The 13,031-nt window shown below is 62.0% G+C and carries 11 protein-coding genes and 1 pseudogene; 6 read left to right on the top strand and 6 right to left on the bottom strand.

What is annotated here, in order from left to right; all coding sequences use genetic code 11:
- Positions 1-162: 162 nt before the first annotated feature.
- Genes TSH64_RS04730 through TSH64_RS04720 form a run of 3 tightly spaced genes read right to left on the bottom strand, consistent with a single transcriptional unit; the run spans position 163 to position 1,956 of the window.
- The gene (locus TSH64_RS04730) at positions 163-891 is read right to left on the bottom strand and encodes a YsnF/AvaK domain-containing protein (protein WP_109095774.1); all 729 of its coding nucleotides are present in this window, start codon (positions 889-891) and stop codon (positions 163-165) included.
- Positions 892-945: 54 nt separating this feature from the next.
- Entirely contained in the window at positions 946-1,344 is a 399-nt protein-coding gene (locus TSH64_RS04725; RefSeq protein WP_109095773.1) for a YsnF/AvaK domain-containing protein, read from the bottom strand.
- A gap of 51 nt (positions 1,345-1,395) precedes the next feature.
- Positions 1,396-1,956 (bottom strand): hypothetical protein, encoded by a 561-nt coding sequence (locus TSH64_RS04720; RefSeq protein WP_109050833.1) that lies wholly within the window; start codon positions 1,954-1,956, stop codon positions 1,396-1,398.
- 348 nt (positions 1,957-2,304) lie between these two features.
- Here TSH64_RS04720 and TSH64_RS04715 point away from each other — a divergent pair, with 348 nt between their 5' ends.
- From TSH64_RS04715 to TSH64_RS04690, 6 genes are all read left to right on the top strand, one after another.
- Positions 2,305-3,498 carry a sensor histidine kinase gene (locus TSH64_RS04715; protein ID WP_247872753.1) on the top strand — a complete coding sequence of 398 codons (1,194 nt, stop codon included), beginning with the start codon at positions 2,305-2,307 and terminating at the stop codon, positions 3,496-3,498.
- A gap of 43 nt (positions 3,499-3,541) precedes the next feature.
- Positions 3,542-4,141, top strand: coding sequence for an exopolysaccharide biosynthesis protein (locus tag TSH64_RS04710; RefSeq protein ID WP_247872752.1), 600 nt, complete (start codon positions 3,542-3,544; stop codon positions 4,139-4,141).
- A gap of 260 nt (positions 4,142-4,401) precedes the next feature.
- The gene (locus TSH64_RS35580; RefSeq protein ID WP_158279295.1) at positions 4,402-4,557 is read left to right on the top strand and encodes a hypothetical protein; all 156 of its coding nucleotides are present in this window, start codon (positions 4,402-4,404) and stop codon (positions 4,555-4,557) included.
- Positions 4,558-4,606: 49 nt separating this feature from the next.
- Positions 4,607-4,891 (top strand): hypothetical protein, encoded by a 285-nt coding sequence (locus TSH64_RS04700; RefSeq protein WP_109095769.1) that lies wholly within the window; start codon positions 4,607-4,609, stop codon positions 4,889-4,891.
- 472 nt (positions 4,892-5,363) lie between these two features.
- Entirely contained in the window at positions 5,364-8,519 is a 3,156-nt protein-coding gene (locus TSH64_RS04695) for a chemotaxis protein CheB (protein ID WP_109095768.1), read from the top strand.
- Entirely contained in the window at positions 8,516-8,881 is a 366-nt protein-coding gene (locus TSH64_RS04690; protein WP_109095767.1) for a response regulator, read from the top strand. The genes TSH64_RS04695 and TSH64_RS04690 overlap by 4 nt, the downstream gene beginning before the upstream one ends.
- A 163-nt stretch (positions 8,882-9,044) precedes the next feature.
- Here the strand turns inward: TSH64_RS04690 and TSH64_RS04685 are convergent, their stop codons facing one another.
- The 3 genes and pseudogenes from TSH64_RS04685 to TSH64_RS04675 all read right to left on the bottom strand — a co-directional run bounded on the left by TSH64_RS04685 (position 9,045) and on the right by TSH64_RS04675 (position 12,497).
- The gene (locus tag TSH64_RS04685) at positions 9,045-9,410 is read right to left on the bottom strand and encodes a response regulator (protein WP_109095766.1); all 366 of its coding nucleotides are present in this window, start codon (positions 9,408-9,410) and stop codon (positions 9,045-9,047) included.
- Between the two features lie 352 nt (positions 9,411-9,762).
- Positions 9,763-10,963 (bottom strand): annotated as a pseudogene (locus TSH64_RS04680) (IS256 family transposase).
- Between the two features lie 520 nt (positions 10,964-11,483).
- On the bottom strand, positions 11,484-12,497 hold the full coding sequence (locus TSH64_RS04675) for an IS110 family transposase (protein WP_109452283.1): 1,014 nt from the start codon (positions 12,495-12,497) through the stop codon (positions 11,484-11,486).
- Positions 12,498-13,031 lie beyond the last annotated feature (534 nt).

Genomic DNA, 13,031 nt, shown 5'->3' with positions numbered 1-13,031 from the left:
TCTCGGAATCGATTTTGTGTTTCTATTGATATAAATCTCCCGACAAACGGGAAATGAATCTGGATGTCACTTCGATTGACCTTCAATCGCTCCGCCGCAGGTTGTATCCGCTGCGGCGGGAGGCGGCCGAACGGCCGCCCCGTCTGTTGTGCACGCTTCAGATCAGCGCTTGTTGCCGGGCTTGTTTCCGACAGGCTCCACCTTGACATCGCTGCGTCGGACGACGGTTCCCACGGTCTTTTCCTGTTCGGAAGCGGTCTTGGACAACACGACCTCCCCGACCACGCGGGCTTCCTTGGTGATTTCCGGCGTTTCGGAGGTCGCCGTCAGCTCGACGGTCTTCTCGCCGAACGCAGCCTTCTCCTCGTCGGGGCGGAGAGGCCGATCGACCTTGCGGTGTTCCACGCCCACCGCCTCGTCGCGCAGCGTTACGGTCTCCTGAATTGGGGTTTCCGTGATCTCCGACACGGCTTTCAATCCGCCTTTGGCGACCCGGCGCTTGCCGATCTCGACCTCCTCCTTCACCGACTGGAGGGTTTCCTGCTCGACGGTGGCGCCATTGCCCGCCTTCTGGGCCGGCTTCCGCACCGCAGGGGGCTCGGGCAGGTCAACGGACCCGTTTTCATCGAGGATGGCTTCCGCCGCGTCGGCATCCTGGTCGGCGATGTCGGCCGCAACCAGGGTGTGGCCCTGGCGGATGGCTGCACCGTACTGCTCGGCCAGTTCCTTGTCGAAACCGTGCCCCAGCAGGCCCTGGGCGGCCTTGTCGGCGCTATCGGCGCCGCCGAAGGTCTCGATGTCCGCTTCCTGGCAGCCCGCCGCGACCAAGGCCTGGAAGGCCTTCTTGGCGGAACCGCTTTCCTTGTAAAGTCCAACGATGATCGTGCTCATGATAGTCTCCAGTAGGATTTAAAGTATTCAATTTCTTGAGGTAAGTCAGGCCGCTCAAGTCACGGGGTTGTCCAAAGACGGATCCTGTTCGATGACGACCTCCTGACGGCGCAGCATGACCTGGTCGGTCATCTTGCGACTGGCGGTGCGGCGGGTGATCCGAACCTCCTCCACCAGCTTCAGGCGAACCTCCACCGTCGCCACCTCCTCGATCACCGAGATGACGGTGGTGTCGCCGTCCTGGCGGTCGGGGATCGGGCCATCGACGAACCGTCCGATGGGAACCCGCTCGACCTCCAGTGTTTCCGTCGACAGGTCGGCTTCGACCGCCTGTTCCCGCTCATGGCTGAAGGTGCTGGCGCGGACGGTCCCGGTGACCTGTCGGCGTTTGCGGACGCCCACCTGCTCTTCGACGGTGAGAAGCGTCTGCGTCTCCTTTTCCGAACCGGTCAACGGAGATCCTCCCGAAATATTGTCATGCGGCTTTGAAGAGCGCCGGCGGCCTCAGGCGCCAGGCCGGGGCGGGCTGTGCGCGGTGTCTTGCGACAGCCGGGACGCAGCCTGGGCGACGCGGACATTGGCTTCGAAGAAGGCCAGCCATCCGCCGAGCAGGTAGCGTTGTCCTGCCGTCATGATGTCCTGTGGGCCGCGGGCCTGAAGCATGCTGCCCAACAGTTCGTTCTGGCGTTCCGCGGCTTGGCCCATGAAGGAGACCGCCTCTGAAATGGCCGTTCCATAGCCTGCCATCAGGGCACCGCCGAGTGCCGTGGCCCGACCGCCACCCTCGTCGAGACCGTCTTTGAGAGCACGGTCAAATCTCTGGCCGGCGGTCCGGACGGATTCCGGAAAGCCCTGGTTGTCTGAAGCGCCGGGCAGCCTCGGCGGCCAGGGCCTCGGCTGCTGACCAAGCTCGCGGGCAGGTTTCGCCGTGTGCTCCTCGCTGGCGCTGCGGATGCCGGCGCCCTTCGGCGCGTCGTTACCCGCCGCGGCTTCGTCGCTGGCACTGCGAATGGTAGGGCGATTGGTCGGGCGAATGGTGGGGGTGGGATGAGTGCCGTCGTCCATGACGTCTCCATGACTGTTTGGGGTGCGAGAGCTGAAAGGGAGCGCTGCGCTCTACCTCGATGACTTAATCCTATATTATGCCGCACCGCAAAATATCAATGGCCTTGAAAACATAAACTGAAATTAGGAACTATAAATTGCTGAATATAAAGGAGATGTTCTTTTGGTGTTCGTGAAGCTATATTTTACATACGTAAGAAGGTCAGGAGATTTTTGCCGTGGATCAATCGGTATATTTTGCCATTCGACGCAAAACCAGCGAACAGGCTCTGCCACTTCTTCGCCTGGGAAGGCTGCATTCAGCGGCTATATCCTTTTCGAATAATGGATCGGACGAAGGAGCGCTGCATGCCCGATAATCCCCGCGACCAACAGGACGCAGAGAGAATGGTCAGGATGGAGGCAGCGCGCGGAGGTCCCTTCGTGGTGGCCGCGGAAACGACCCTGATGCCCATGCTGATCGCCGATCCCACCCTGCCGGATATCCCGATCGTCTTCGCCAATGCCGCATTCACCAGGCTCAGCGGCTATGCGCGCGAAGAGATTCTGGGCAAGAGCTATCATCTGCTGTCCGGCTCCGGCACCGACCCGGAGGTGGCGCGCGCCATTGGCCTTGCCCTCCGCGCCGGCGAGGCCATCGTGCGTCAGGTCCGTCTCTATCGGAGGGACGGAAAGCCGCTATGGGTGCTCCAGCATGTCGCCCCCGTTTTCGAAGAAGACCGTATCCGCCACCATTTCGTGTCCTTTGTCGACATCACCGAGCGCAAGGCGGCGGAAGACGGATTGCGCCAGCTCAACGAAGAACTCGATCACCGTGTCTCGGTGCGCACCGCGCGGCTGGATGAGCTCAATCGCCAACTTGCCGCCGAAGTTGAGCGCCGCACCGAGGTGGAGCGTGTGCTGCGCAACACCCTTGCCGACAAGGACGTGCTGCTGCGCGACAAGGACAACCTGATGAAGGAGGTGAACCACCGCGTCAAAAACACCCTCCAGATGGCCTCGTCCTTCCTGCGCATCAGGTTGGACCTCACACATGGCCGGGAGCCGGCCGTGCAGGAGGCGCTGCACAGCGCCGTGGAAAGGCTGGACCGCATGGCCGAGATCCACGAGACGCTCTACCGGACGCAGGGGCTGCAGGAGATCGAGTTCGGGGGATATCTGCGGATGCTGTGCCGCGACCTGCTGATGTCCTTCGAGCCTGCACAGAGTTTGCGGGTGGTGCTGGATGTCGAAGCCGACGAGGTGTTCCTGAAACCGGATCGGGCCATCCCGCTGGCCCTCATCGCCAACGAGGCGATGATCAATGCGCTGAAATACGCTTTCCCGGACGGGCGATCCGGCCGCATCGCCGTCTCGTTCCGGGAAATCTCGTACGAAGTCCTGCGCATGAGCATCAGTGACGATGGCATCGGCATGGCCGACGAACGACGCACGGGGTCGCTCGGCCTCACCTTGATGGAGTTGCTGGCCGAGCAGGTCAAAGGCGGTCTGACCGTCGGGTCCGGCGCCGGCACGACCGTTACGGTGTCGATCCCGGCATGACAGGCAGGTGTCGCCCCACCGAAACTGCCGGAGCGATGCGGTCATGACCGCGGTCTTGCCCCCGCATATCCCGACATCCGAGGTTTTGCGTGGCCTGCTCGCAGAAGCTCCGGCCGAGGGCGTTACATTCGGCTGGCTGCTGGACAGGCTGCACAAGCGCTCCTTCGGCGTCGTTCTGCTGTTGCTGGCACTGATCGGGCTGACTCCGGGAACATCGCCGGTCGTCGGGCTGCTGCTGACCATTCCCGCGTTCCAGATGATCCTCGCGCGGGAAACTCCGGCCTTTCCCAGGACGATCATGTCGCGGCGTTTCTCGACACAGCGCCTGGTCCGTATGGTCGATCGTACCGTGCCGGTTTTGAGGCGCATGGAGACGGTCATACGCCCGCGCTGGAAGATGCCGTTCGAGACGACGACGCGCGTGGTCGGATTGGTCGTCCTCGTGCTGGCAGGCGTCTTCTTCGTTCCCATTCCGCTGAGCAATGTCGTCCCGGCGGTGACGATCATGCTGATCGCCTTGGCCTATCTGGAAGAGGACGGGGTGTTGCTGGCAGTGTCGTTGGCGATGGCCGCCGCCGTTCTCATCGCCACGGCGATCACCGTCTGGCAGTCGGTCGAGGTGGTCCGGTCCATGTTTTTTTGAGCCGTGGCTCACATCGGTCAGGGCCGCGTATGGCAGGTTTTTGCCGCGTGCTTTGACATGCAAGTCGTTGCTCCATCGCAGCAAATGGTGAGAAGGCAGCCTGAGGGACGCTCAAGAATCATCCAGGTAGAGGATCCTGTCCAGCGGAGGCTGGCGGCAGTCCGAATCAAATAAGCATCAATGTAATTATTTGCCCCTCTCCATTGTAATAAAATTCGGCGGCACCATATTTCGAAGCAAATATCCGGAAGGAGATCGCCATGTCGCTCACGCACGGGACGTTGTCGGAGTGGATGGTTTCAGAGCGTGCCGCCTGGGCTTTGTCCGCGCCGAAATGGAAGAACATGGCTTATCTGACACTCGGCGTCTCAGTCGGCTTTCTTGCCGGGCTGCTGTTCTCCAGTTCGGGCGGATAGACAGCTGCTTTCAAGGAAATCCGCCGGACATGAATGGGAGCACCCTTCGATGACCAACGCATTCACCCGCACCACCAGCAGGACCGTAACGTTCGCCCATCCTTTTGCCTTGAGCGGCGTCGACGGGGTGCAACCGGCGGGAAGCTACATCGTGGAGACCGACGAGGAGTTGATCGACTCGCTCTCCTTCCCTGTGTATCGGCGCAGCGCGACCTGGCTCCGTCTTCCGCATTCCAATCGCGGAATGGCCATGGAGCAGACGGTGCTCATCGACCCCGATGAACTGGACCGGCTCCTGGAACCGGCGGGAAACGCAGCTCTCCTGCCCGGATGAACATTGTTGCGAGGGCCGGGCGGAGCAATGCTCCGTCTATCGCGGAAAGCCGTTCCGCACCGAACTTTACCGCAGAGGAGGTGTCGTTATGCAAACCGTACAACTGAAACATCGTTCGTCGTCAGTCCATTTCCTGAACGGGAAAATGTTCATTGAAACCGCGTCCGTGCCACCGGTGACCGCAAGGATCGGCGATGAGCGTCTACTCCAGCGGGAGCGTAGCACTCTGCTTCGCAACTGGGACGATGACGGTGGTGCCCAACCAAAGGAAGGTGCTAGAGAGTGAGTTGACCGTCCGCGTCAGAATTTGGCATCGACTGTGAGGAAGAACGCCACCAGGGACGGCCGGCCATCGTCCCGAGGGGGTGCTCCAGTTGAACTGTAGAAAAGCTCATCGCCGACAAGAGCGCCATCCCCGGCATCCTCAAACGACATCGATCCGGATCGTCAGGATCTGTGGAAGGGCAGCAGCATGAGCGACAAGGCATCCTTCCCAATCGTCGGGATCGGCGCATCCGCTGGCGGGGTGGAGGCCTTGGAGGGGCTGTTCGGCGCCGTTCCTGCCGACAGCGGCATGGCCTTCGTGGTCGTGACGCATCTGTCACCGGAACACGAAAGCCTGCTGGCCGACATCATCGGCCGATGCACGCCCACGCCGGCGCATCAGGCCTGCGACGGGGATTTGGTCGAGCCAAACCGCATCTACACCCTGCAGCCGGGAACCCTGCTGACCATCGACAGCGGCCGGCTGCATGTCCGGCCGGACAGCGCCTCCCGCCGCGAGCGCAACCCCATCGACCTCTTCCTCAGCTCGCTCGCCAGCGACTGCGGTGAAAGAGCGGTGGGCATCATCCTGTCGGGCGGCGGCAGCGACGGCACTCTGGGCGTCAAAGCGATCAAGGAACGGGGCGGCTTCACCATCGCCCAAGGGCATGACGGAATTCCCCGCCATGACGGCATGCCGAACAGCGCCATCGCCACCGGCGTCGTCGACCTTGTCGCGCCGGTCGAAACGATGGCGGCGACGCTGGTGGACTACGCGCGAACCGCCACGTCGCTGGGCGATCTGACGGGTGAGAAGGATGTTCAAGAGGATGCGCGGCTGGAATCGGCACGCAGAAGCATCACCACCATTCTGCGCAATCAGATCGGGCACGATTTCCAGGGCTACAAGCACAACACTTTCCTGCGCCGTGTCCAACGCAGGATGCAGGCCCTGCGGCTGACGGACATCGACAGCTATGTCGAACACCTGCGTGAGGACCGTACCGAAGCCGCGGCACTGTTTCGCGATCTGCTGATCGGTGTCACCACCTTCTTCCGCGACGGCGAGACCTTCCGGGCGCTGGAGGAACTCGTCATCCCGCATCTGTTCGCCGGGAAAAGCGTCGGCGATGCGGTGCGCGTCTGGGTGCCGGGCTGCGCCACCGGCGAGGAGGTGTACTCCATCGCCATGCTGCTGTCCGAATATGCGGGAACCCTCCACAGCGTGCCGAAGATCCAGGTCTTCGCCACCGACATCGACGAGCATGCCCTGGAAGTGGCACGCACCGGGCGCTATCCCGCCAATCTGGTGCGGGATGTGCGGGCGGACCGGCTCAAACGCCATTTCACTGAGGACGGCACCAGCTATCTCGTTCGCAAGGAGGTGCGCGACCTGTGCATCTTCTCGTCGCACAGCGTCGTCCGTGACCCGCCATTTTCACGCATCGACCTGATTTCGTGCCGCAATCTGCTCATTTACTTGGGGATGGGACTTCAGGATCAGGTGATCCCAATGTTCCACTATGCATTGCGCCCCAGCGGCTATCTTTTCCTCGGCGTGGCCGAGACCATCGGGCAACATCAGACGCTGTTCGTGCCCATAGACAAAAAACATCGCCTGTTCCGCCGGCAGGATGCGGTTTCCGTGACCATTCCCTTCGCCATGGCGGAGCATGGCGGCCGCACGCCTCGCGGATCGGCCGAGACCCCCCGCTCGATCCAGTCCAACGCCGCCAATCTGCGTGGGCATGTGGAGGCGCGCGTGCTGGAGCGTTTCGCTCCGGCCCATGTCGTCGTCAATCAAAGCAGTGAGGTGGTCTATTATTCCGCCAACACCGGCAAATACCTTCAGGCGCCGCCCGGCGCCCCGAACCGCCAGCTTCTGGCGATGGCCCGCAAGGGACTTCGGCTCGATCTTCGCGGCGCCCTGCACGAGGCGATGCAGACCCACAAGCCGGTAACCCGCAAGCACCTGGCGGTGGAGGTGGACGATCGTGTCCAAATGCTCGATCTGACGATCGAGCCGTTCGACCGCGAAGGGGAACCCTTCTTCCTGGTCCTGTTTTCCGATGTCGGAGATCCAAGTCCTGCGGAGGAAATCTACGGCAAGGAGCGTCACTGGGGCCAGGATCCCGGTGCGGTGGAGCAGCTGGAACGTGAACTTCGCGATACCAAGGAGCGTCTCCAGAGCACGATCGAAGAGTATGAAACCTCATTGGAGGAACTGAAGTCCGCCAACGAGGAACTCATCTCGGTCAACGAGGAACTGCAATCGACCAATGAGGAGCTGGAAACAGCCAAAGAGGAAACGCAATCCGTCAATGAGGAGCTTCACGCAGTCAATATCGAACTCAACAGCAAGGTCGAGGAGCTGGACCAGTCCAACAGCGATCTCCAGAATCTGTTCAACAGCACCCAGATCGGGATCATCTTCCTGGACCGATCCCTGCTGATCCGGAGTTTCACGCCGGCGATCACCCAGATTTTCAATCTGATCGCGACCGACCGCGGTCGTCCGCTGACCGATATCGTCAGCCATCTCGACCAGGTCGATCTGGATCGGGATCTGAGACATGCGCTAACCGACCCGGCGACCGTGGAAAAGGCGGTTCGGTCAAGGGACGGGACCAGGCACTACATGATGCGCATCCTGCCTTACCGGAAGGCCCGCAACGATCTGGAAGGCCTGTTGTTGACCTTCGTCGACGTGACGTCGCTCAAGGAGGCCGAGGAGCAGCAGCGCCAGCTCATCGGTGAACTCGACCACCGCGTCAAGAACATGCTGGCCGTCGTCACCGCCCTGGCCCAGCAGACGCTGAAGGCGATTGCCGAGGCACCGGAATGCACGGCGTTTCTCGGGCGCCTGCAGGCGGTCGCCAGCACCTACGATCTGCTGACCCGTGACGGTTGGGGAAACGTTCTCCTCAGCGACGTCGTGCTCAATGAGGTGAAGCCTTATGCCACCAGCGAAGGACGCTTTGCCGTTGACGGACCTGCCGTTCAACTCCGGCCCAAGGCCGCGTTGGCGCTCGGCATGGTGATCCACGAGTTGGTGACCAACGCGCTGAAATACGGCGCACTGTCCGTGGCGGAAGGGCGCGTCGTCGTGACCTGGGAATTCGGGCAAAGGGATGCCGATGCGGTGCTGCTTGTCCATTGGCGCGAGATGGACGGTCCCCCCGTGTCGCCTCCCACCCATCATGGCTTCGGCTCCAAGCTGATCACCCAGCAAATCCGCTATGAACTGCGCGGCGATGTCATGGTGGATTACGATCCGACCGGTCTCCAGGCGACGTTCACCGTACCGGTCGCCCAGACGAGGAGCGACGACGAAAGCCCCGCCCCCCCTGAGAATGCTTCATGACCGGAAAGCATCTGGAAGGCTGCAGGATCATGATCGTCGAGGACGAATTGCTGATCGCCATGGCGTTGGAGGAAATCCTGCAGGATGCGGGAGCCACCATCATCGGCATGGCCAGCTGCGTGGCGGATGCCCTGGCGCTGATCGAACGGGAAGATTTCGATGCCGCCATCCTGGATGTCCGGCTCGACGATGAGCGGGTGACTGCCGTCGCCGACGCGCTCGAAGCCGGCGCGAAGCCATTTGTCTTCCACTCGGGATACGGGGCGGAACTCCTTCCGCAACAACACCGACACAGACCGTTGCTTCGGAAGCCCTGCGCCCCCGCTGCCATCGTTCGCATGTTGTGCACTGCCATGGCATGAACGGGCACCGACGAGCCCATCAAAGTGGAAAACCGTGAAAGGCACGGTGCCGGATGGCCGTGTCCACCGTCGACCCAACGATGATGGGGGACATAACCGAACCATAAGAGGCCGGCAGAGAGTCAGCGTCTTTCGCTGCAATGGGCCTTCCGCCCGGTTCCAGCTATTCCATTGCCTCGTACAGTGCATGGACGACACTGGATGAAAGTGATGGCTTACGGAGCAGGGGGCGATGACGATGGCTGCTTGGAAGATGTTCTGGGCCATATCCCGAATGGAAAACGAATGGAATGCCTCGTTTTTCCAAAGCTTCGGCAACGTCAGAGACCGGCTCTTCATCCAATCGGGCGTCCAGAAGCGCAACATCGAAGGGCTCGGCTTCAATCAGCGCAAGAGCATCCACGGTCGAAGCGGCAAGCCGAACCACACTGGCTCCTGCCTCCTGGACCGCCGTCTCTAGAACGACGGTGACGAGGAACTCGTCCTCAACGATGAGGACACGACGGCCGTTCAGCAGCTTTTGGGACATCCGCCGCTCCCTTTAATCAGGTTTCCCGTAGAGCATGAGCTTTTGGTCAGCGATTTGCAGTTGGACAAAAGCAATGGCTATGCACGCTGACGGGGAGTCAGTTTTCTCATATTGGTAGCGCCAACATATGGAAGCACTACAACCGGTCGCGTTTCCGATTTGGAAGGGGAAAGATATTCCAACTCCTGCAATTCCATCCATAGCCTGAGAGACTGGGAGGTTTGGCATGGGTACTGGTCAACGTCGTAAGGTGACCAAAGAGTTCAAGCGAGAAGCCGTTCGGCTGATCGCGATGAGTTGTCGGACTTTCCCAACGGTCGTGTCCCGAGGCGTGGTGTAGGAGCCGGGACGGTCACGCGGCCGCAGCGGGCAACGTGAGGGCAAGATCATCGCGCAGCGGGGCGATGGTTTCCAGGGTCATGTAACGCGCCCGCTGCACCGCCCATTCGTCGTTCTGTTCGAGCAGGATGGCACCGATCAGCCGGGTGATCGCCGCCTCTTTGGGAAAGATGCCGACCACCTCGGTGCGCCGCTTGATCTTGCCGTTCAGGCGTTCCAGTGGGTTCGTGCTGTGGATCTTGGCGCGGTGCTCCTTGGGGAAGGTCATGAAGGCCAGCACGTCGTCCTCGGCCTCGTCGAGCAGGGCGGCCAGCTTCGGCAGCTTGGGGCGGACCTGATCGGCGACTTGGCGCCACTGCGCCTTGGCGGCGCCGGCGTCGTCCTGGGCAAACGCCGTGGCAATGAAGGCCGACACCACGCGCCGGCCGCTCCGGCCGGCATGCGCCAGCACGTTGCGCATGAAATGCACCCGACAGCGCTGCCACGTGGCGCGGAACACCTTGGACACGGCGGCCTTGATGCCCTCGTGGGCGTCGGAGATCACCAGCTTCACGCCGGCCAAGCCGCGGCGCTTGAGCTTACGCAGGAAGTCGATCCAGAAGGTCTCCGCCTCCGAGGCGCCGATATCCATGCCCAGCACCTCGCGCCGGCCATCGGTGTTCACCGCCACCGCGATGGTGACGGCGACCGAGACGATGCGGCCATTCTGGCGGACCTTCACATAGGTGGCGTCAATCCACAGGTACGGCCAGTCGCCTTCGATGGGGGCGCTCCAGGAAGGTCTTCACCCGCTCGTCGATCTCTTCGCACAGCCGGCTGACCTGGCTCTTGGAGATGCCGCCCATGCCGAGCGCCTTGACCAGGTCGTCCACCGAGCGCGTCGAGATGCCGTGCACGTAGGCTTCCTGGATCACCGCGGTCAGCGCCTTCTCGGCCATCCGGCGCGGCTCCAGGAAACCGGGGAAGTACGAGCCCTTGCGCAGTTTTGGGATGCGCAGCTCGACGGTGCCGGCGCGGGTTTCCCAGTCGCGCTCGCGGTAGCCGTTGCGCTGGACCAGCCGCTCGGCGGAGCGCTCGCCGTGGGCAGCACCGGTCAGGCCCTGCACCTCCAACTCCATCAGCCGCTCGGCCGCGAAACCGATCATCTCGCGCAGAACGTCGGCGTCAGGGCTCTTCTCCAGCAGCGCGCGAAGCGCCATCATCTCGTCGGTCATCGTGGTCACCCTTCGGTCGGGTTGAGGTGTGGTGACCAGACTCTACCGAAGATCCACGATGACCGCCCCGCTGTGGGGAACCGGCCCGCCTACGCCAGCCATGTGGAGGCGCTTCGGCGGCCCGCTTACCCACAGTTCCTACACCACGCTCTGGGACGTGACCCAAACCGAGGACGTCGCTATGGCGGTGTGACTCAACACAAATGGCCTCCGAGAAACCCGGAGCGTGTGTGGATGCCCCCGGTTAAGCAAGAGGAATCTTCTGACATTGTAGGGCGTGCCGGGCATTCTATCGGTCGTGTGTCAGGCCTCATGATGTGGCCTGACAAGGCCACGGGCCGGTATGCTGTTCGAAAGATGGAGCCCACATCGGTTCAGAGAGCTGTGACGCTCGCGCGCCGGGACTGGATCTCTCCATCTGAACATTGAAGTCCTTGCCGCCTACACCGTCAGTCGATCTTCCTGCCCGGGCCGGATGGCCCGCAACGCAATCCGTTGGTCGCCTTTTGCTTCCTCCGGATCACGCTGTCCGATAATCCTGTTGCTTGACCACCATCGCCCAGATGGCGCGCGCCATCTTGTTGGCCAGGGCGACGGCGGCAACCATGCGTGGCTTGCGGGCCAAGAGACGGCCGAGCCAGTTGTCCGGGTTCGTGCCGCGTCGGCAGATCCATCGGATGCAACTCATGGCGCCGACGATCAGCAGCTTGCGGATGTCTTCCTGTCCCATCCTGCTCATGCCGCCCAGCCGGGTCTTGCCGCCGGACGAATGCTGCTTCGGTACCAGACCAAGCCAAGCCGCGAAGTTCCTGCCGTTGGAGAAGGTCCGCAAGTCAGGCGCGAAGGCGGCAATGGCCCCGGCCGTCACGGGACCAACGCCTGGAACCGTGCACAGGCGCCGCAGAAAGCTATCCGTGCGGGACGCCAGTTGCAGCTGCTGAACCAACTCGTCGATCCTGATCGTCAGAGCCGCAATCTGTTCGAGGTAAAAGCGGGCCATCTCTCGCACGACTGCCGGCAGATCGGTGCCCTCCTCGCGGATCGCCTGCTCCAACTGCTTGACATTGGTCGCTCCGCCGGGAGCGATCACCCCGAATTCCGCCAGATGGCCGCGCAGAGCATTGATGAGCTGGGTGCGCTGTTTCACGAAACACTGGTGGGTGCGGAAGGTGACGGCGCGCGCCTGATGTTCGGCGCTTTTGACCGCAACGAACCGAAGGTTCGGGCGGCGTGCCGCTTCCGCGATCGCCTCCGCATCGGCGGCATCGTTCTTCTGCCGCTTAACGAACGGCTTCACGTAAATCGGCGGAATGAGCCGAACCTCATGCCCAGCCGCAAGGCCAATGCGACCCCAATGGTGGCTGGTCGCACAGGCTTCCATCGCCACGATGCAGGCCGGCAGCTGGTCCAAGAACTCCTGCAGCTTCTGTCGGGAAAAGGCCCTGTTGAACAGCGTCTTGCCCGTTTCATCCGTCGCGCACACCTGAAAATGCCGCTTCCCCAGATCAATCGCCACCAGATAGGTCTCAGTCATGCCGCCCTCCTTCAGCAAGGCCAGACAAACACTGCTGTCAAACGACATCCCTATTTCCCTGGCAATACGAGCGCTGCCCCCTCTGCCATCGTTACCGCAGCATGGGCTTCAGGTTGTCCCGGTAGTCCATAGGCTTGATCCGACGGGCAGTTTTCCAGCCCGAGGAGGATCAAGCCTGTGGGCCCACCGGGGCAACCGGGGGGCAGCCTTCAGCCTTCGTGTCGCCAGGGCGGCAGTTCTAGGGCGCGCCTGACAACTGCATCCTGGCATACTCCGATGCCGACGAGAGGGGGCATCCACACCATCAGTTCAGTCTTCGGTTCAGTTGAGGAACTCACCAAGCTTCCCAATGACATTATGCAGGCCACCATTGACGAAGCGCTTGACAACCCCGCCTTCCTTACTGTGGTGGGAGCACGCTGACCGGCTCTGGATCGTTGCTGCAAAGGGGCATCTGGCGCATCAGTCGGGGCAGCGGTCGACAAGGTCGCGTGCCCCCTGCCCTCTCGAACGCCGGGTTGGAGGCGCAGCGTC

This window comes from Azospirillum sp. TSH64, assembly GCF_003116035.1.
GTDB lineage: Bacteria > Pseudomonadota > Alphaproteobacteria > Azospirillales > Azospirillaceae > Azospirillum.
The sequence above is the reverse complement of the archived record's forward strand: the minus strand, read 5'-3'. Positions and strand labels throughout refer to the sequence as shown.